The following is a 20,095-nucleotide window of genomic DNA, read 5'->3' as shown; positions in this document are numbered from 1 at the left end:
ACATTTACGTTTAAAATGAACAAAGTATAGGTAAGGAGGTTCAATCTTTGTCAGAACTTTATTTCAAAACAACTCAAATGCGAATTAGTTTGCCATTACTTAAACAAAATATAAATATTATTAAGAAGGAAATAGAACCCAAAATACTATTAGGGGTAGTAAAAGCGAATGCTACTGGGCACGATATTCTATCCATAAGCAATATTTTAATAGACGAAGGTATAAATAGGCTCGCTGTTACAACTGTTGAGGAGGGTGTTTTTTTAAGAGAAAAAGGCATTGATGTTCCGATTCTTGTGCTTGGGTCTGCTTTACCAAATCAAGCAAAGGAAATAGTAAATTATAATTTAACCACAACTATATCAGCCGAAGCCTTATTATCGGAAGTCTCCAAGTTAGCGGTTCAAACCAATAAAACAGTATCTGTTCATTTGAAGCTGGATACGGGTCTACACAGATATGGTATATTGCCTGAAGACATTATAGCATTTTGTGAAGAGTGGTATTATGCTCCAAATATAAAATGGGAAGGAATTTATTCTCATTTTTCAAATGCAGATATCGCAGACTGGTACACAACGGATGAACAGTTTAATACATTTAATCATGTTGTTAATGAATTATCCGCTTTAGGATTTACATTTCAAATTAAACATATTGGAGGAACGGCTGTAGTCTTTCGAAAGAAGTATCATCTTGATATGGTGCGAGTTGGAATAGGGTTGTTTGGTTATCCCCCAATAGATGATGAAAACTTTAAAAAACTAAAACCCGTTTTAACAATAGCGTCTCAAATTGTTCAAATAAAAAACATTTCTAAAGGTACTCCGATCGGTTACGGGGGCAACTATATTACGAGTAGAGATGAAAAAATAGCTCTTATTCCACTTGGCCATAGCAACGGGTATAAAAGAGGTTATGCTAAAGAAGGATACGCGCTTGTAAATGGTAAAAAAGCGAAAATTGTAGGAGCCATTTCCCTTGATCAGGCGTTATTGAATGTAACGGACATAGAAGATGTATCGGTTGGGGATGAAGTAGTTGTTTTGGGATATCAAGGGGACCAACACTTGTCCGCGAATGAATTAGCGAATTGGATTGATAGTAGTTCAGATGAAGTTTTAGGTAGTTGGTCAGATCGTTTACTGCGTGTAATTGTCGATCAATAAACTTATAAGTGAATTTAATGCTTTCAGTAGTTCCTTTATTGTGAATTAGGCAAAGGGGTCACCTAGCATATTCATAATAAAGGAATCTGTTATTGGAAACAGGTGAAAACTGATGTTTAGAACACAATAAAAGTAATAAGGGCATTGGTATTATAACTGTTTATAATAAAATTCCTACTAGGCACACTCACTTACCCATTCGCAGATACACAGAGAAATTTGATCGGTTCATCCGTTCTATTCAGCCAGTAATGGGGTGTTGAAGAGTCGACTAAAATGCAATCATACGGGTTCAAATCGTATGCCTCATTTTTTATTAATACGGTTAGCGTTCCTTCCAGCACATATAAAAATTCCTGTCCTGAATGAGTGAGATTACTTCCCCGATTGCCTCCGGGATTAAGAATAATTAAATTCGGCATCAGGATCGGGTTTTCTATATTTCCAGAAAGGTCTTTATAAATAAAATTATTGGACTCACCACTGGTTGTACTTAAAACGTTACGAATAACTTTTGATTTTGGCTTCTCTTCCGTTTCGGAGAAAAAATAACTCGGTGTGACTCCCAGTGCTTCGGATATTTTTTTGAGAGATTCCAGTGTGGCTGAAGTTTTAGAGTGTTCCAGCTGGGAAATAAAACTAATGGAAAAACCTGTTTTTTCAGCAACTTGCTTCAGTGTCAATTGTTTTTTCTTCCTCAATTTCTTGACTTGTTCACCTAGTAGCTTTGACATAATTCCTCCACTAAACGATGTTTTCATTTACTTTCTTATTTGGATTATATCATAATCACATCATTTTAGGCGTATTAATACGAAAAATAATAAGGAAGCGCCTATTTGACAGCCTGTTTAGATTAATGTAAAATTTATATTGGATTAAAGTAATACTTAAATTATATTTAAGATTTACTTTAAATGAAGAGCTAGTATTTTAGCTTAGTTTGAAAAAATACATTGAAATAATTGGAGGTTTTTATTCATGGTAGTTCCATACACGCACGAGCCATTTACGGATTTTACGATTGAAGAAAACAAACAGGCGATGCAGGAAGCATTGAAAAAAGTTGAGGCTGATTTAGGTAAAGAATACCCGCTAATTATTGGCGGCGAGCGCGTGACAACGGACGAAAAAATTGTTTCCGTTAATCCGGCCAATCGTGAGGAAGTAATTGGTTATGTGTCTAAATCTAATAAAGATTTAGCAGAAAAAGCGATGAAAGTAGCGGATGAAACGTTTGAATGGTGGAGAAAAACGGATCCGGCAGTCCGTGCCGATATTTTATTCCGTGCTGCAGCAATTATTCGACGCCGGAAACATGAGTTCACGGCACATTTAGTTAAAGAAGGCGGAAAACCGTGGAAAGATTCCGATGCGGATACGGCTGAGGGGATTGACTTTCTTGAATATTATGGACGTCAAATGCTGGAATTAAAAGACGGGGCACCGGTAAATAGCCGTCCGATCGAGCATAACCAATTCCATTATATTCCACTCGGTGTCGGGCTCGTTATTTCCCCGTGGAACTTCTTGTTTGCGATTATGGCAGGAACAACGGTTGCTGCTATGGTAACGGGAAATACGGTGTTATTGAAACCAGCAAGTACAACACCAGTTATCGCATATAAGTTTATGGAAGTGCTTGAGGAAGCTGGCATGCCTGCAGGTGTAGTCAACTATATACCAGGACCTGGAAGCGAAGTCGGTGACTATTTAGTCGACCACCCACGCACACGTTTTATCAGTTTCACAGGTTCTCGAGAAGTCGGTACACGGATTTTTGAACGTGCGGCTGTCGTACACGAAGATAAAGGGCAAAAATGGCTTAAGCGTACGATTATTGAAATGGGCGGAAAAGATACGATCGTTGTAGATAATGAGGCTGATCTTGAACTTGCGGCACAATCAATCGTCCAATCGGCATTTGGTTTCTCCGGCCAGAAGTGTTCCGCTTGTTCCCGCGCAGTTATCCATGAAGACGTATATGATCAAGTAAAAGACCGCGTTGCCGAACTTGCGAATGAAATGGCTGCCGGTGACCCAGCAACGAATGAAACGTATACAGGTCCTGTCATTGATCAGGCTGCGTACGATAAAATTACGAGTTACATTGACATCGGTAAAGAAGAAGGCAAACTAATTGCAGGTGGAACCGGTGATGATTCGAAAGGCTGGTTCATTCAGCCGACGGTATTTGCGGATCTTGATCCAGAAGCGCGTATTATGCAGGAAGAAATCTTTGGCCCGGTTGTTGCTCTTGCAAAAGCTAAAGATTTTGACGAAGCAATTGAAATTGCGAACAACACGGACTATGGCTTGACCGGTTCAGTTATCACAAACAACCGAGAGCATCTTGAGCAAGCAAGAGAAGATTTCCATGTAGGTAACTTGTACTTCAACCGCGGGTGTACCGCAGCAATCGTTGGTTACCAACCATTTGGCGGCTTCAACATGTCAGGAACCGACTCCAAAGCGGGTGGTCCGGACTACTTGATCCACCACATGCAAGGAAAAACGACTTCAGAAATGTTTTAATATAGGACGGTATAAAACTTTTTAAGAAAACTAGCATTGTTTTTTATGCAGTTTTGTATGAATAAAAGGCAGACATCCATCATCAGAGGGTGTCTGCCTTTATTACTTTAATTACATTAGACTAATATTCAGTATATAAATAGACGGCGTCGATAGGATGCAACACATCCTAAAATAAAAAACGGACAAAGCTGCTAATGCACAGATCGTTCTTCTTCATTTTGGTTTCAAACAAGTATTAGTCCAGAAAATAAGCGTTAATTTCTTCTTTAGATACATGGGTGCCGATATAAAATGATCCGAAGTTACCATATTTTGCACTTACTTCATCAAACCGTGTATCATAAATAAGTTTTTTGAATGGAAGAGGATCATCGCAAAATAGGGATACGCCCCATTCATAATCGTCCAGCCCCATTGCTCCAGTGATAATCCGTTTTACTTTTTCTGTAAAAGGTTTTGCTGTCTTAATATGATCAAACATCATTTTTCCGCGTTCGGATTTCGGCAGCTGATACCAATTATTTGTTTCGCCCCGCAGTTTACTCATCGGATAAAAACAAACATATTCCGTTTTTGGAATGACTGGGAAAAGTTTGCTTCGCATGGCAGGATCTTCATACGGGTTTTGAGTTGGCTTTGTATAAGAACTTTTTTCGATAATAGACACAAAAGAATAAATAGGTTTGAAATAATGAGCCATCATTGTTTTATTAAATTCATTTTCAAGTTGGTTCAGTTCTTTCATTGTTGGTCGAAGAAACATGAACATAAGATCCGCCTTTTGACCAATGATGGAAAAAAGTGCATGACTCCCTTGTTTGTTATCTTCTATGAGTTGCCACTTCGCTAATAATTCGTGAAGTTCGTTTAAAGCGTTCGTTTGTTTTGTTTTTTCTGTTTGCTGCCACTTTTCCCAGTCTATCGTTCTGAAGTCATGTAGGGAATACCAGCCATCGTATGTTTCCACAGTTTCTACCATAAATAAATCCCTCCAACATTTGATAAATTAATTGATATGTTCATCATATTCCTAAGTACACTGTTAATAAGTGACTTTTGTCATAGGTTATAAAAAGAATGTGAAGGAATCATGAAGTACTGACAGTGGATAGGAAAAATGCACACTTTAATTAAGGGGCTATTGATAATTAAAAGCATAATACTTACATTCCGAGGCATGCTAAGAATAATTATGCCTATAGGAGGGTAATGTTATGTCAGAGGAGAACAAAAATAAAAACAAAGATAAGAACAAGCAACGAAATGTTATCAAGTATAATACCGAACCGAAAAACGACGTGGAGTTCAGTAATGAAAGTGAATTTTTGAATTTGGATAATAAGAAAAACAAGCGAAAACGATAAATAAAAATGCTGTCCTATAAAGGTTAATCTCCTTTTGGGACAGCAATTTTATTTGTGGAAATAGAGCCAAAATTTGCTGACTAATAAAACTTCATAAATTATTTCCTAGATTTTGTCAGTCAATTGCAAAAAGAGTTGATTTATTCACCGAAAATGTTGTATGGTTGTAATACAAGTTATAATTAAATATGTAATACTAATCTAAATCTATAAACCTTACATAAAACAAACGATTACTAGTTTTATAATAGCACTTTCATTCATATTATATAGTTATCAATATATAAAGAAAAATATCTCTAAGCAAATAGCACGAATGAACACATCCTGATTTTAGTACTGGTAAAATTATATCATAAGATGAAATAATGGAAAATTGCACCGTATACGAGAATGCTTCAAAGACGGAACAAGTACGTAAATTAGAGCGTGTTTACGTAAAGATTGAAAGGTTTCTAACGGAAATGATGGTGATTTAGCTAATCTTCATTTGAAAGCGTTAAAATATTCCTTTCCAAAAATCTTGGCCGGAATGATAAACGAAAAATTGTTATTTTTTAAGGCAAGTCAATATTTAAGAAAATTAAAAATAAATATGAGGATTCGGCTTACCAGGCAGAAGCGGAGCACCTAATGAACGCTATGTGTAAAGCTTAGGAATACTCGTGGTAATGATATTCAAAATAGTGGAGGTACATCATGGAAGCAAAAGAAAGAGAAAAAGAAGGTAGTGTAAAGGAAAAAATAGATACTAATAAAGCAGCATGGATGCCATTACTTGCGGAAATTATTCCTGAGAGCAAGCGCATATTAACCGACCATGCTGACCTATACAGTTATGCGTTTGATGCATCGTTTGGCATGTTTTTACCGGAAGTTGTTGTTCAGCCGGAATCAACGGAGGAAGTGGCAGCGATTATGAATCTGGCCAATACATATGAAATTCCTGTGTATCCAAGAGGACAAGGAACGAGTTTAAGCGGTGGACCACTCCCGGTCCAAGGCGGAATTGTGCTCGACTTGTCCAACTGGGATGATCACCTTCTCGTCGATCCGGAAGATATGGTGGCGGTTGTTTCCCCAGGCGTATTGACGTCAGACATTAACACGGCTGCATTGGAGTTCGGAATGATTTACCCCCCTGATCCGAGTAGTTCGCATGTGTCGACGATTGGCGGAAATTTGGCAGAAAATTCAGGTGGGCCGAGGGGCCTGAAATATGGGGTCACTAAAGATTATGTGATCGGTTTGGAAGTTGTAACTCCCGAGGGAGAAGTCATTCGTACTGGTGGTCGAACGATTAAAAATGTTACCGGATATGATTTAACGAAATTAATTGTCGGTTCAGAAGGCACGCTTGGAATTATTACGGAAGCGACGTTGCGGTTGAGCCCAAAACCTCGAGCGACGAAAACATTGATGGCGTTGTTTGATGATTTGGTAAATGCAGGTGCAGCCATTTCCAAAACACTTCAGGCGGGAATATTGCCGTCTAAACTGGAAATCATGGATCATGATTCCATCAATGCTGTAGAGGAATACGAACCGTTGGGGCTCCCGACAGATGTGGAGGCGATGCTGTTAGTGGAGCTGGATGGACATCCAGCGGCAATTGAAGACGAAATTAACAATGTACAAGATGTATTTGCTGCAGCAGGTGCCCGGGAAGTGCGAATTGCACATACGAAGGAAGAGGAGAATGAATTATGGCGAGCTCGTAAACTCGTTTCTCCAGCAATTGTACGAAAGAAGCCTACGAAAATATCAGAAGACGCTACGGTACCAAGAAGCAAGATACCAGATATGTTTGCGAGATTAAAAGAAATTAAAAATAAATACAAGATTGATTTGGTTGTATTTGGTCATGCCGGAGATGGCAATCTGCACCCGAATATTATTGCGGATAAAAGGGATCATGAGGAAATGAGACGCGTTGAATTAGCTGTGGAGGAAATATTTGAAGCAGCTGTGGAACTCGGAGGAACGTTATCCGGCGAACATGGCATTGGAACATTAAAAGCACCATTCATGGAAATGGAGCTAGGTGCCATCGGTCTCGATATGATGAAACGAATTAAAGAAAGCTGGGACCCGAACAATATTTTAAATCCGGGGAAAATCTTCCCGAAGCCTGGACAGAAGTTGGTGTTAACAGATGATTAAGCATGAACTTGCATATGAAGAAACGTTTGATTGTGTACAGTGTGGCTATTGCCTCCCAGCTTGTCCGACTTATGTCACGATGGAAAAAGAAACACATTCCCCAAGAGGGCGTATTAATTTAGTGAAAATGGCTGCTGAGGGGAAAATTACTTATTCCGAGTTGGAGGCACCTATTAATCTATGTTTAGGTTGCCGAGCATGTGAGGTTGTTTGTCCAACGAATGTGCAGTACGGTAAAATTTTAGAGTCGGCGAAAGCGGCGATCGTTGCTGACAAAAAAGAGAAACAATCCAAGCGCGCGAAGTTATTTCAGGAGTTTGTTTTCGATGGTGTACTGTCAAATAAAAAAATACTTGGGCTTGCTGGAGCAGGTATGGCGGCTTATCAAAAGACAGGCATGCAGCGTGTTGTGCAAACGACGAAATTGACGAACGTATTACCGGAAAATCTACGTTCGTTTGAGAAAATTTTGCCGAAAGTCGAAGGTGTTATGCAACGCAGAAAACGTGCAGAACATTATCCTGCTCAGTTAAAACCTGCCTATAAGATTGGATTTTTCACGGGATGTATTATGGATACAATGTTTTCGTCGATTAATACAAAAAGCATAAAGCTCCTTCAAGCAGCTGGATGTGAAGTTACGGTGATTAAAGAGCAAACATGTTGTGGTGCGTTGCAAAGTCATAGTGGAGAAACGGAGATTACAAAAAAGCTTGCTTTGGAAAACATTGAAGCATTTGAAAAATACGATTTTGATTATATCGTAAACAGCATTGGCGGTTGTGGTGCGATGCTCGTTGAATATGACCATTTATTTGCAAATGATGAACCGGAATTACATGCACGAGCAAAAGCATTTGCTGAAAAGAATGTGGATATTAGTGTGATATTAAATACGTTGTCGTTACCACTTGAAAAAGAGATTGATCGATTAGTAACGTACCAGCCATCCTGTCATATGAGCAATGTGCAGAAACGAACGAATGAACCGTTGGCACTTCTTCATTCGGTACCAGGAATTACGTTTAAAGAACTACCGGATCAACATATGTGCTGCGGTTCAGCCGGTATTTATAATATCGTCAATTACAATGAATCAATGGATATTTTGGATGAAAAAATGACACATGTTGAAAAAGTAAAACCAGAAATGATCGTAACGACGAACCCTGGTTGTCATTTACAAATGAAGCTAGGCGTTGAACGTGAAGGGTTAAAAGATCAGGTTGAAGTCGTTCATTTAGTAGAATTACTAGCTGAAAGCTGTGGAATAGAAGTTTAGGAGTTTAGCACATTGCCTTATCCTTTATGAATATGGAGCACAGCGCATCAGCGACAGAGTAACGCGCGTAAGCAGGTGAACATCGCGCGTCACAGAAATAAATCACTCCATAGCAATAGAAAACTAATTAAGAACAAGTGTGAAACACGAGCTTAACCTAATTTTCCATAAAAAAATGCCACCTACCTCCTTCATTATTCGATTGTAATAATGAGCAGACAGCCAAATAGTTGGCGTCTTGCTTCATCAATCGTTTTGAAGGGGGATTTTATAATGGTAAAAATCTTTATTGATCCGGGTCATGGGGGAACGGATCCTGGGGCAGTGGCGAATGGGTTAAAGGAAAAGGATATTTGTTTACACGTTTCATTAAAACTTCGGGACATATTACAAAAAGAATTTAAAGGGCTAATGGTAAAACTATCTCGTACAGAAGATCGAACGTTGCCATTGCGGGAACGAACGAGAATGGCGAATCGTTGGAAAGCGGATTATCTAGTTTCCATTCATATCAATGCAGGAGGAGGTCAAGGATTTGAGTCGTATGTTTATAACGGCCTATACAGGAAAAAGCAAGAGACGGTGCGTCTGCAACAGAAGATTCACCGTGCAATCGTGAACCGGACTGAATTTACGGATCGTGGGAGGAAAGAAGCAAATTTTCATATGCTTCGTGAATCGGCAATGCCTGCTTTACTTACGGAAAGTGGGTTCATTGATCATCGTGAAGATGCTGAACATTTAAAAACGGCGGCATTTCTCAATAAGATAGCTAGGGGGCATGCGGAAGGTATCGGTGAGGCGTTCGGGTTAAAGGTGAAAAGAAAAACAATTAATAACAAAAACCGGATCCATATCGCCCAACAGGGAGATACACTTTGGAAGATAGCAAAAACATACCATGTAACGTTACGAGAGCTGCTTCAATTAAATGAAGGGATTGAACCAGAGCGCCTTCAAATAGGGCAGGAAGTTATTGTGAAAGCCTCTGATCAGCCAGCCACTCATACCGTTCATATAGGAGATACGCTTTGGCAGATCGCCCAGTCGAACAATATAACAGTAAAAGAATTGGTCAAATTAAATGATGGTGTTGATCCGAAACATTTACAAATTGGAATGAAGCTTCGCCTGCGATGAAAAATAGAAATTACCTTCAATGGCAGAATGTGGTTTGCTACTCATTCTGTTTACAGTCATGCTCTTTTAGCGCATAATATGGTAAGAACCAATTTTCATCCTTGTTCGTAAAAAGAGGTGTTTGTTGTGCAAAATAACAACGGAAATAATGCACTGCTAAAAATTGCCTCCTGGTGGCTTTCTATTCCGCGGGTGTGGCGACAAGGTGGGTTTTGGCTAATCATACTCATCCTATCGATCATGGGGTGGGTTAAACTTTTTCGTGGTTGAAGAAAAATCTCTTTTTTATAATAGATAATAAAATTGATGATAAAATATACTTTAAGCAGAAAAGGGTGTTTAAATTGAAAATTGTTTCCATCGAACCAACTCCAAGTCCACATTCTATGAAGGTCAACTTAGATGAATCACTGCCTGACGGGGAAACGTATAATTATCAGTCAAAGGATGAGGGGAAAACAGCACCCCCTTACATAAATAAATTACTGCAAATTGATGGTGTCAAAGGGCTTTATCACGTGCTTGATTTTATAACGATCCAACGAAATCCGCGCATAAAATGGGAAGAGATATTGCCTGAAGTACGTGAGTTACTCGGAGCTACCGGGGAATTGACCGAAAACTTTATTGCGGCAGGCAACCCGGAGACTGCTCCGTATGGAGAGGTTAAAGTGTTTCTGCAAATGTTCCGCAATATTCCTATGCAGGTGAAATTGGAAGATGGAGATACAGAGCTGCGATTTGGCCTTCCGGAAATATTTACAAACGCAGTAATGGAAGCATCAAAGGCGTCATCTAACATGTTAATGGAAAGAAAATGGGTCGAACAAAGTACGCGTTATGGCGACATGAAAGAAATCGGGGATACGGTTGTCGAAGAATTAGTAGCTACTTATGATGAGAACAGATTATCAAACCTTGTAAAGCGTGCTTTTTCCAATGAAGATAAAGTGGAAGAAACGACTGCTAAACCAAAAGAAAAAGTAACGATGGACATACTGGAAAGTCCGAACTGGAAAGAACGATATGCAGCACTAGACCTAATTGTCGAACCTACAACGGAGGATCTTGATGTCTTAAACAAAGCATTGGATGATGAGAAATCCTCTGTACGACGTCTCGCGACTGCTTTACTTGGCATGATTGAAGATCCGGAAGTATTGCCTTTCTTGTATAAAGCATTGAAAGATAAGGCAGTTAACGTACGTCGAACAGCTGGAGACTGTCTGTCAGATTTAGGATTGAAGGAAGCGATGCCGGAAATGACGGACTCCTTAAAGGACACCAATCGGCTTGTACGTTGGCGTGCTGCGATGTTTTTATATGAACTTGGAGACAAGACTGCAATCCCAGCGTTGAAACAGGCATTGGACGATCCCGAGTTTGAAGTGCGTATGCAAGTGCAGATGGCTTTAGCTCGCATTGAAGGTGGTAAGAAAGCGCAAGGGTCTATCTGGCAGCAGATGAACGAAGCGACGAAAAAAGATTAAAGACATTCATTTGTCAATGTTCAATAAAAACCTTCCAAGTCTGGATAGCGGGTGTATTTTAATAAGAGCAAATAATGGGCATGGAGGAACGTGTCTCGTTTGTGCAGATGCAGTTTATATAATAAGATAGGTTTGATCACTTTTTTAGCACGTTTAATTTAACAAAGCTATACAAATTCGAAAGATAAAGACCACCTAAAACATTGCTTTCCGGATTCCCAAGTTTTCTTAAAAGGTCAGAAAGTATAAATTTTTGCGCATAGCTGTCTAGCTTAAACGCCCAGCCCCTCGAGGTCTTAAGCAATAACTCTTCGTGGCAAAATTCGCCACTACGATTTCTTGCTTAAGCTTGTCGGGGCTTACCAGGGCGCTTGCGCTTTTCTTACCAATTACTAGTAGAAATGGAAATGATATAAATGGAGGACAAAATGCAAGTAGATCACGCAAAAATTCAAGAAGCAGTACGCATGATGCTGGAGGCAATCGGGGAAGACCCGGAACGTGAAGGGTTAGTCGATACACCTGCAAGGATTGCTAGAATGTATGAGGAAGTGTTCTCGGGGCTGCATCAGGATCCGAAAGAATACTTTGCAACGATATTTGGAGAAGATCATGAGGAACTTGTACTTGTTAAAGATATTCCGTTTTATTCCATGTGTGAGCATCACCTCGTTCCTTTTTATGGTGTGGCACATGTCGGGTATATTCCTAAAGGTGGTAGAGTAACTGGATTAAGTAAATTAGCTCGCGCAGTCGAGGCTGTTACCCGAAGACCACAACTGCAGGAGCGCGTAACAGCGACCATTGCAGATGCTATGAAAGATACTTTGAAGCCACATGGAGTGATTGTTGTAATAGAAGCAGAGCATATGTGCATGACAATGCGTGGCATTAAAAAGCCCGGATCAAAGACGATTACGTCAGCTGTTAGAGGCATTTTTCAAAAAGATGCAGCCGCTCGGGCGGAAGTATTTAGTTTGATTAAAGGAGACTAATGGAAACAGTTATTCATGCTGTTTCCTATCTATTTGTTACGGAGCACTAAATTAAAAGAGACTGCTGTGAGTGACTTAATTGAGCGGATTACTACTGTATACGACTGTTATTTCGGAGCCGAGTGTTGCCTTATATTCATAAATTACACAAGTGATTATCCATTCATAAAGGAATTGTATAGTATGTATAAATATGGTTTGTGGGCTGCTGTTTTCATTTGGATGTGGTTGATTTTTTACTTATCGCATCAACAGGGAACTTCATCCAGTGAGTTAAGTAGCGGAATTACGGAAGTTATAAAACATGCAATTGAAAAGGTGTTTCCCCATTCCAACATAGACATCGAGCATTTACACCATGTTATTCGGAAAAATGCTCATTTTTTTGCGTATTTTGTTCTCGGTTGGCTGATCATATATGCTTGGAGAAATAGCGGTATTGATGAATTGCGTAGCGTTGTATTTGCTATTTGTCTTTGTGTTCTATATGCCATTTCCGATGAAATACATCAACTATTTGTACCGGGAAGATCCGGTGAAGTTCGTGATGTATTCATTGATAGCGCTGGATCGGTTACTGGGGTTGGAACATATCTGCTTATAGGTTATCTCAGAGGAATAGTGAAAAGAAGTAGAAAAAAATGATTTTTGTTTGTTAAAGGATTATAAACATCATGCTTCAATGTTATCCCTGTTCTACATGTACAGTTTTTATTATGAATTTAAGGGGTATAATACCCCTCACGTATGAAGAAATGAAGCGTGAAGGTTGAAGAAAAGGAACCCCCCACTGAATGACAGGTCACTTTATTGTTTGGTTCCCTAGTCGTTCATTTAAAGTTGATAGTTTTGATCCCACGAGAGGGCCTCTTTCCAAATGTATTTTTCTTTAAGCATACATTTGTCATAGAGCCCTTTCTTTTTTTATTTGTAAATTAATTTCCATGTAGATCGATCGTGCGTGGAATCATGTTTTACGTTAAAATTTTTGCGGAAGATTAGAAAGCTATGTCCTCAATTCGTCTGGGCTACGCTTACAGCTTCATAAAAAGTAGAAGAACCGGACAAACTACGAGTCAGTCTTGTTGCCAAAACTAAGGTTTGAATTATATTAACTTGTGCAAAAGTAAACAATAAATGCCGAGTTTTCTCATTTCAGGATAAAGGAGGTGGCCTTTTTATGGAACATTTGGATTTGCATCATATTTTTCAGCTTGGTCTTATTTTAGTTATGATAGCAGCCGGGATTACGGCAGTTGCTAAGAAGTTTAAACAACCTTATCCTATTGCCCTTGTTATTGTTGGTGCATTTATTGGATTGGTAAATATCCCTGTATTGAAACCGTTGAAACAATTTATTACGGAAGGAGAAGTTTTTAATTTTGTTATTATTACGTTGTTTTTACCGGCTTTACTGGGGGAAGCTGCTTTAAAACTTCCAATAAATCATTTGGTCGAAAATAAGAAGCCAATTATTCTGTTGGCTTTTGGCGGGACGTTTCTATCATTTATTGTTGTTGGTTTTTCTTCCATGTGGCTTTTAAGTTTTTCAATTCCGGCAGCATTCGTTTTTGCAGCTGTGATGAGTGCAACAGACCCGGTTAGCGTGCTGTCTATCTTTAAGAGTGTAGGTGTTGAGAAAAGATTATCCACTGTTATTGAGGGAGAAAGCTTATTTAATGATGGGTTGGCCGTTGTGCTTTTCAATATTTCTGCGTTTTCATTACTTGCTTACGCGGACCTTGGATTGGAAGGTGCAGGCTATGGTCTGTTGGAATTCATTAAGGTAATTGCGCTTGGGCTGATGGTAGGTGGTGTGCTCGGATTCGGTATTTCACGTTTAACGAGATACTTTGATGATTATCCTCTGGAAATTATTTTTAGTATTATTTTATTTTATGGCGCTTTTTTACTAGCAGAAGCGATAGGTGCATCAGGTGTTATAGCGGTAGTCGTCGGTGCACTTGTACTAGGAAATTACGGGACAAAGATTGGAATGAGCCCAGCAACGAAATTAAATATTAGTAACTTTTGGGACGTTGCCGCATTGCTTGCAAATTCACTCGTATTTTTAATGGTCGGTTTGGAAATTACCCGAATTAATGTTGCAGATAAATGGGGGATGATCTTTCTTGCGCTTCTTATTGTACTTATTGCTAGAAGTGCTGCTGTCTACATCAGTTTATTATTCGTTCCAAAGATTCCGGCTGCATGGAAGCATACTTTAAATTGGGGTGGTTTAAAAGGGTCCTTATCGATTGCGCTTGTGTTAAGTTTGCCAAGGGATTTCTCCGGTCGGGAAGAAATATTGGTGATGGCCTTTAGCATTGTGCTATTTTCACTAATTGTACAAGGTCTTTCGATCAAGCCGCTTATCAAATGGCTTGGCGTTACAAAAAAGGAGACGGGGAATGAAGAATATGAGCGTTTGATTGCAAAAGGGCACGAATATGAAACCGCCATTAATGAAATACAAAAAATGAAAAAGAAATTGTTTATTACGGGAGCAGTGACAAAAGAGGTGATCAAAAAATATGAAACAAGCCTGGAAACGTTACGAGTAGAGGTAGAGCAGCTATTTAATGAATACCCCGAATTAAAAACGAAACAGCAATCCATTTTAAAGAAGTATTCTTTATATGCGCAATATGATGCGATTAATCAATTGGTAAAAGATGATATTATTTCAAACGATGTGGCGGAACGTGAGCATGATTTGATTACGAACGAACTAGTTGAATTAGAAGATGAAGAATAAAGGTTTATTAAATGACAGCGAGAATTTCCTCACTTAATTAAATGGAAGCGTGCTGTTGTTTAGATTGATAGAGAATGATTTTGCAAGAGTCTTACTAGTTGGTTGATTCGTTTCTATTCTCCAAAATAGTACTTGTGCTTATGGGGAAGATGGACTAATATAGAAAGGTAGAAGAATTTGTCAAAAATAATCGCTAGAGATAAAAATGTTTCGATAGATTTGATAGAATGAATACGAGGTGGCTTACATTGAGCAGAATAGAACGGAAAAAATCAAAAAAGCGGTGGTTGAAAATACCGCTTATCATTATTGGACTATTCGTATTGGGAGTAGGGATTTATGCATTCTCGGTTTATAATAATGCCAAAAATACAGTGAATGAAAAAATGCATGAACCGGTTGAATCGATCGACACATCTATTACAAAGAAGAAAATCAAAGGGACGGAGCCTTTAAATATTTTATTGCTTGGAATTGATGCAGAATCCGGTGAAAGGGGTCGGTCTGATGCATTAATGATTTTGACGCTAGAGCCTAAAAGTGATCGAATGCAGCTCGTCAGTATTCCCCGGGATACACGAACAACAATTGTCGGTAAAGGAATAGAAGATAAAATAAACCATGCATATGCATTTGGCGGAACGGATATGACAATTGCTACGGTGGAAAATTTTCTCGATATTGACATTGATTATTATGTGCGTATGAATATGGCTGGGTTAAAAGACCTAGTTGATGAGCTTGGGACAATAACGGTAAATAATGAAATCGAATGGAGCGACAGCAAATATAATTTTAATAAAGGTCCGATTGCAATGGATGCGGATCAAACGATGGCCTTCGTTCGAATGCGAAAACAAGACCCTGCCGGTGATTTCGGTCGGACGAAGCGACAGCGGCAAGTGATTAAGGGGATTATAAACGAAGGTGCGTCGATTGGATCAGTTACGAAAATAGACAGCATGATTAATATCTTTGGAACAAACATGGCTACAAATATGGATTTTGATGATATGAAGAAAATATTTGGCGGCTATAAAGATACGCGAAAAAATGTTGCTGAATATATGATGGAAGGAACCGGAAAGAATATTGGCGGAACATATTACATGATTGTGTCCGATGAAGAAGTGCAAAAGGTGCATGGCATGATAAAAGAAATGGAAATGTAGACCGCATATATATTTATACAAAAATATGAACCTGTACAGTCTTTAGTGAAGCTGTGCAGGTTTTTTTCGAAAGATAAGGAAGTATAAAATTTTGTTCATAACTGTCTAGCTTAAACGCCCAGCCCCTCGAGGTCTTAAGCAATAACTCTTCGTGGCATAGTCCGCCACTACGATTTCTTGCTTAAGCTTGTCGTGGCTTACCAGGGCGCTTGCGCTTTTCTTAAAAGATAAGAATGTATAAAATTTTTCGCGTAGCTGTCTAGCTTAAGCGCCCAGAAACTAGGCGACTTCCTGCAGCGCCTTGCGATAAGTCATCATCGATTCGCGGTGCTCATCGTGATTCCTTTATCTTAGTTGCTTCAGTCCAGTCGCTACGTTTCTAGGCAGGGCGCTTGCGCTTTTCTTTAATTGTATATAAATTCATATAGGGTTTAAATTCAGTTGTTTGTTAAATACTATCTTGAACAGTGCTAAGGACTGATGGGGTAGCGCTTTGTCATAACGATACAGATTTATATAGAATAAATGTTTTACTGACATGTTTCGGGGAATATCTTTAGTAATTATATTTTGTATTGAAGAAAAGAACAATAGATGATAAGGGAAGGGAAGAATATGCGAACAATTACCGTCGGTTTAATACCTTCTCCTGATTTGCCTGCAGATATTGCTGCTAAGATGATTGGACCATTGCCTGACGCTTTTGAAAAATTCGTTGATTTCGACGTTTCTTGGAAAGTGGAAACGACCGTTGACCCTTTAACTGGAGCTGCAGAGAATATCGGTGAAATTATTGATGAAGCAGCAAAAATAAAGAAAGAAAACAATTGGGATTTCGTAATTTGTCTAACAGATTTACCAAGTTTTTTTAAAAAACGGGTAGTAACAGCAGACGTACGGTTAGATGCTAGGGTGGCATTTATTACTTTGCCGGCTTTTGGTGCTTTTCCTTTAAATAATCGGATTAAGAAGGCGATATTGTTTCTATTGGATGAAATGTATTCCTATGCAGAGGGAGAGGTGGGTGAAGATCAATCCAATTCTTCTGATTTAAATTGGCGATTTTTATTTTCTAAAATACGTCGAATCCAACCTGCTGATGAAAAATCATCAAGTGTACGGTTTGTATTAAACTCCCGTGTTATTGGTTGGTTACGAGTGCTTTCCGGTATGACATTTGCCAATCGTCCGTGGACTGCGCTTGTCTCGTTTAGGAAGATTGTCACGCTCGCATTTGCGACAGGAGCATATATTTCAATTTTTTCCACACCTTGGGAATTAAGTGTGGAGTATACGACAGCACGCTTTATTATTTTAATGTTTGCGTCGATCTTTAGTATGGTAATTTGGGTTATATTTGCGCATAATCTTTGGGAGAAGCCGACAAGCAAAGGTGGCGTCCAGCTCCGCAAATTGTATAACTTAACGACTGTTTTTACTTTACTTATCATTGTAGCAATAAATTATATTATATTATTTATTTTATTTCTTTTGGCATTATCTATTTTCGTGCCTCCACATCTGTTTGATGCATGGACAAGTTTTAAGGGTGAGCCTAGTCTTGTGGACTATTTTCGGTTGGCGTGGCTAGTTACTTCCCTTGGTACGTTAGCAGGTGCAATTGGGGCAACAGGCGAGCAAGAAAGCAGAATCAGGCATATTACGTATTCATATAGGCAAATGAATCGATTATACGAATTGGAAGAGGAAAAAAATAATAAATCGAACGAAAGCGAAACATCCATGTCATAATTGTTATGGACAACGAAAAAAGTTGTTTCGTACCTGGTTAGGAATCAGGACTGCAGGAGTGATTAATTTGGAGGATAAAATCACAATTGGCATTATCGCAGCACCGGGATTAGCCGCTGACATCACCGGAAAAATGGTGGATGATTTACCGGAATCATTGGAGGAAGTCATTGATAAAAGGTTGAATTGGAGAGTGGAAAAAGAGGTTGATCCACTTACAGGGGCAGCGGAGGATACGGATGAAATTTTCTCCAATATAATGGATTATCAACAAAACAAAAAATGGGATTTTGTCATTACTTTGACAGACCTGCCATTGTATCATAATAAAGATATCGTTGTTTGTGATTTGAATTCCGATAAAAAAACAGCTGTTTTATCCTTACCGGCATTCGGCTGGGTTCCAATGAAAAAAAGAGTAAAGCGTTCGATCATTCAAGTGATCAGCATACTTTACAATGATAGCATAACAAAAAATAATGCAGCGGGTAACAAGACTTATGTTTCAGACTCCATTACGAAGCAATTTCCATTAGCTCCTATCCGCTATTTGCACATGGAAAATGGACATAAGAAGTTTGTCATTATCCCAAAGGTTAACGGACATGCTCGATTGTTGCTCGGGATGACATGGGCAAATAACCCGTTTAAAATTATGTCCAGCTTGACGAATTTAATTGCGATTGCTTTCACGACGGGGGCATTTGGTATGATTTTCACTACTATGTGGAAATTAAGCCATGCTTTTTCGATCTACCGGTTAGCGGGATTGTTTATCGCTGCAATTATAGGAATGGTCTTGTGGATTATTGTCGCGCATCATTTATGGGAGCGACCTTCCAGACAAGAAAAAAAGAGCTCGCACCATTTCTATAATATAGCGACCGTACTGACACTCCTTATTTCTATTACTGTATTCTATTCCGTTTTGTATATTATTTTCTTCGTTACAGCAGTCATTTTAATACCACCAGAGTTTTTTGCGCGTGTTCTAGATCTGGATCATGCAGTAGGTTTAGCTGAATATTTAAGGGTTGCCTGGCTCGCTGCTTCCATTTCAACTTTTGCAAGTTCTATCGGTGCAGGGCTCCAAAATGAGGAACTAGTACGTGAAATTACGTATGGTTATCGTCAATATAGAAGGTACTATGAAATAAAAAAGTAAAGATACTTGTATATTATGGATGGCGAATTGGTTTCGTCCCCCTTGAAAATCATAACGAAAAGATTATAATCGTATAGGTTAGTCGTATTTCATTTAAGGGGATAATTATGGACGGAAAATTACATGGTTTAATCGGTGCAGGTGTTGGTTTTGGGGTAAGTCAATCTGTTGGTGCGGATGTTGGAGAAACTTTATTTCTTATGGCTGCAGGAATCGTATCATCGTTAGCACCAGATTTAGATACGGCAAGCAGGCTTGCTAATAGAATCTCTTTTCCACATCAAATTATGCAAAATATGATGCGATTGATCGGCAGTTTTTTAGCAGTGTATTCCTTTCTAAAGCTAGCCACTACGGAGAAAATAGTCGGGATTGCAACGGGAATGGTTCTTTTTTTGATTGCTCCGAAATTTTCCCGGAAATTCATGCTTTTGATCAGTGGTGTGGTCGTCATTGGTGCAGGCATATACGTGAATAAGACTTGGGTAATTTTGGCGGGATGCTATATTGCTGCGGCATCGTTACTGAGCCATCGGACATATACGCACTCTTTGCTCGGATTAGTCTTTTTTAGTTTAATCGCTGTGAGAGCTGAAGAAGATTTAGGCGTGAGCGGTTTATACTGGGCTGCCATTCTTGCTTACGCCAGCCATTTAGTTGCAGATATGCGACTTATTCCGGGAAATAAAAAAGGAGTCAAATTGCTGCTGCCACTTAGTCGATGGGAATTTTGATATTGCTTTTTTTAGTAGGCAGAAGGATTAGATTGCACAATAATCTATCATCCGTGAGGAAAATGCAGTGAATTTACAGTAAGCAGAATGGAAAAAGCTTATCTCGTACCTTAGTATATGTTACGGTAGGAGCCGGATAAGCTTATTCTAGGGAGGCATGAAATTAACCTATAATGTATTATCTGTGCTGTCGTTAAAATTCGGTTTCTAATTTGTAGCACTAGCGTTGCATTAATTAAAACAAATAATTGTTAATATTCCCAATGATCAGTAATTTGCTTTTTATTCAATAAAAAATCCTTTATAATGGAGAGACAGGTGGTTCCTGTCCAAATCCCATTACAAAGGATAACAGATATGGACAAGAATACAC

At 38.9% G+C, this 20,095-nt stretch carries 16 protein-coding genes; 14 read left to right on the top strand and 2 right to left on the bottom strand.

Annotation, left to right across the window (positions count from 1 at the left end):
• Nucleotides 1–47: 47 nt before the first annotated feature.
• Nucleotides 48–1,169: an alanine racemase gene (gene alr / locus ACLIBG_RS07175; RefSeq protein ID WP_439312076.1), complete on the top strand. Its 1,122-nt coding sequence runs from the start codon at nucleotides 48–50 to the stop codon at nucleotides 1,167–1,169.
• A 191-nt stretch (nucleotides 1,170–1,360) separates the two neighbouring features.
• Here the strand turns inward: alr and ACLIBG_RS07170 are convergent, their stop codons facing one another.
• Nucleotides 1,361–1,903: a helix-turn-helix domain-containing protein gene (locus ACLIBG_RS07170; RefSeq protein WP_439312075.1), complete on the bottom strand. Its 543-nt coding sequence runs from the start codon at nucleotides 1,901–1,903 to the stop codon at nucleotides 1,361–1,363.
• A gap of 247 nt (nucleotides 1,904–2,150) precedes the next feature.
• Here ACLIBG_RS07170 and pruA point away from each other — a divergent pair, with 247 nt between their 5' ends.
• Nucleotides 2,151–3,704, top strand: coding sequence for an L-glutamate gamma-semialdehyde dehydrogenase (gene pruA / locus ACLIBG_RS07165; protein ID WP_439312074.1), 1,554 nt, complete (start codon nucleotides 2,151–2,153; stop codon nucleotides 3,702–3,704).
• A gap of 238 nt (nucleotides 3,705–3,942) precedes the next feature.
• Here pruA and hemQ read toward each other — a convergent pair whose 3' ends face one another.
• Complete coding sequence (hemQ, locus tag ACLIBG_RS07160) at nucleotides 3,943–4,686, bottom strand: hydrogen peroxide-dependent heme synthase (protein ID WP_439312073.1); 744 nt, start codon at nucleotides 4,684–4,686, stop codon at nucleotides 3,943–3,945.
• Between the two features lie 235 nt (nucleotides 4,687–4,921).
• Here hemQ and ACLIBG_RS07155 point away from each other — a divergent pair, with 235 nt between their 5' ends.
• The 12 genes from ACLIBG_RS07155 (at nucleotide 4,922) to ACLIBG_RS07100 (ending at nucleotide 19,722) form a co-directional block, all read left to right on the top strand.
• Complete coding sequence (locus ACLIBG_RS07155; protein ID WP_439312072.1) at nucleotides 4,922–5,071, top strand: hypothetical protein; 150 nt, start codon at nucleotides 4,922–4,924, stop codon at nucleotides 5,069–5,071.
• A 768-nt stretch (nucleotides 5,072–5,839) separates the two neighbouring features.
• Nucleotides 5,840–7,234: an FAD-binding oxidoreductase gene (locus tag ACLIBG_RS07150; protein ID WP_439312127.1), complete on the top strand. Its 1,395-nt coding sequence runs from the start codon at nucleotides 5,840–5,842 to the stop codon at nucleotides 7,232–7,234.
• Nucleotides 7,227–8,516, top strand: coding sequence for a (Fe-S)-binding protein (locus tag ACLIBG_RS07145; protein ID WP_439312071.1), 1,290 nt, complete (start codon nucleotides 7,227–7,229; stop codon nucleotides 8,514–8,516). Before ACLIBG_RS07150 ends, ACLIBG_RS07145 begins: the two co-directional genes overlap by 8 nt.
• Before the next feature lie 273 nt (nucleotides 8,517–8,789).
• A complete protein-coding gene (locus ACLIBG_RS07140) occupies nucleotides 8,790–9,656 on the top strand; it encodes an N-acetylmuramoyl-L-alanine amidase (RefSeq protein WP_439312070.1) in 867 nt (288 codons plus the stop codon).
• A gap of 344 nt (nucleotides 9,657–10,000) precedes the next feature.
• Nucleotides 10,001–11,146 (top strand): conserved virulence factor C family protein, encoded by a 1,146-nt coding sequence (locus tag ACLIBG_RS07135; RefSeq protein WP_439312069.1) that lies wholly within the window; start codon nucleotides 10,001–10,003, stop codon nucleotides 11,144–11,146.
• 428 nt (nucleotides 11,147–11,574) lie between these two features.
• Nucleotides 11,575–12,141, top strand: coding sequence for a GTP cyclohydrolase I FolE (folE, locus tag ACLIBG_RS07130; protein ID WP_439312068.1), 567 nt, complete (start codon nucleotides 11,575–11,577; stop codon nucleotides 12,139–12,141).
• A 183-nt stretch (nucleotides 12,142–12,324) separates the two neighbouring features.
• A complete protein-coding gene (locus ACLIBG_RS07125) occupies nucleotides 12,325–12,786 on the top strand; it encodes a VanZ family protein (RefSeq protein WP_439312067.1) in 462 nt (153 codons plus the stop codon).
• Between the two features lie 535 nt (nucleotides 12,787–13,321).
• Nucleotides 13,322–14,899 (top strand): cation:proton antiporter domain-containing protein, encoded by a 1,578-nt coding sequence (locus tag ACLIBG_RS07120; RefSeq protein WP_439312066.1) that lies wholly within the window; start codon nucleotides 13,322–13,324, stop codon nucleotides 14,897–14,899.
• Nucleotides 14,900–15,147: 248 nt separating this feature from the next.
• Nucleotides 15,148–16,071 (top strand): LCP family glycopolymer transferase, encoded by a 924-nt coding sequence (locus tag ACLIBG_RS07115; RefSeq protein WP_439312065.1) that lies wholly within the window; start codon nucleotides 15,148–15,150, stop codon nucleotides 16,069–16,071.
• A 615-nt stretch (nucleotides 16,072–16,686) separates the two neighbouring features.
• Nucleotides 16,687–17,823: a hypothetical protein gene (locus tag ACLIBG_RS07110; protein WP_439312064.1), complete on the top strand. Its 1,137-nt coding sequence runs from the start codon at nucleotides 16,687–16,689 to the stop codon at nucleotides 17,821–17,823.
• A 67-nt stretch (nucleotides 17,824–17,890) separates the two neighbouring features.
• On the top strand, nucleotides 17,891–18,988 hold the full coding sequence (locus tag ACLIBG_RS07105; protein WP_439312063.1) for a 5,10-methylene-tetrahydrofolate dehydrogenase: 1,098 nt from the start codon (nucleotides 17,891–17,893) through the stop codon (nucleotides 18,986–18,988).
• A 107-nt stretch (nucleotides 18,989–19,095) separates the two neighbouring features.
• On the top strand, nucleotides 19,096–19,722 hold the full coding sequence (locus ACLIBG_RS07100; RefSeq protein WP_439312062.1) for a metal-dependent hydrolase: 627 nt from the start codon (nucleotides 19,096–19,098) through the stop codon (nucleotides 19,720–19,722).
• Nucleotides 19,723–20,095: the final 373 nt, after the last annotated feature.

This window comes from Virgibacillus sp. W0181 (assembly GCF_051846915.1).
GTDB lineage: Bacteria > Bacillota > Bacilli > Bacillales > Amphibacillaceae > JBPYCR01.
This window is presented reverse-complemented; position numbering and strand designations above follow the sequence as displayed.

Bases quoted from the DNA above. Each gene is read 5' to 3' on its own strand.
- ACLIBG_RS07170 (WP_439312075.1), bottom strand. From the start codon at position 1,903: ATGTCAAAGCTACTAGGTGAACAAGTCAAGAAATTGAGGAAGAAAAAA.
- pruA (WP_439312074.1), top strand. From the start codon at position 2,151: ATGGTAGTTCCATACACGCACGAGCCATTTACGGATTTTACGATTGAA.
- hemQ (WP_439312073.1), bottom strand. From the start codon at position 4,686: ATGGTAGAAACTGTGGAAACATACGATGGCTGGTATTCCCTACATGAC.
- ACLIBG_RS07155 (WP_439312072.1), top strand. From the start codon at position 4,922: ATGTCAGAGGAGAACAAAAATAAAAACAAAGATAAGAACAAGCAACGA.
- ACLIBG_RS07150 (WP_439312127.1), top strand. From the start codon at position 5,840: ATGCCATTACTTGCGGAAATTATTCCTGAGAGCAAGCGCATATTAACC.
- ACLIBG_RS07145 (WP_439312071.1), top strand. From the start codon at position 7,227: ATGATTAAGCATGAACTTGCATATGAAGAAACGTTTGATTGTGTACAG.
- ACLIBG_RS07140 (WP_439312070.1), top strand. From the start codon at position 8,790: ATGGTAAAAATCTTTATTGATCCGGGTCATGGGGGAACGGATCCTGGG.
- folE (WP_439312068.1), top strand. From the start codon at position 11,575: ATGCAAGTAGATCACGCAAAAATTCAAGAAGCAGTACGCATGATGCTG.
- ACLIBG_RS07125 (WP_439312067.1), top strand. From the start codon at position 12,325: ATGTATAAATATGGTTTGTGGGCTGCTGTTTTCATTTGGATGTGGTTG.
- ACLIBG_RS07120 (WP_439312066.1), top strand. From the start codon at position 13,322: ATGGAACATTTGGATTTGCATCATATTTTTCAGCTTGGTCTTATTTTA.
- ACLIBG_RS07110 (WP_439312064.1), top strand. From the start codon at position 16,687: ATGCGAACAATTACCGTCGGTTTAATACCTTCTCCTGATTTGCCTGCA.
- ACLIBG_RS07100 (WP_439312062.1), top strand. From the start codon at position 19,096: ATGGACGGAAAATTACATGGTTTAATCGGTGCAGGTGTTGGTTTTGGG.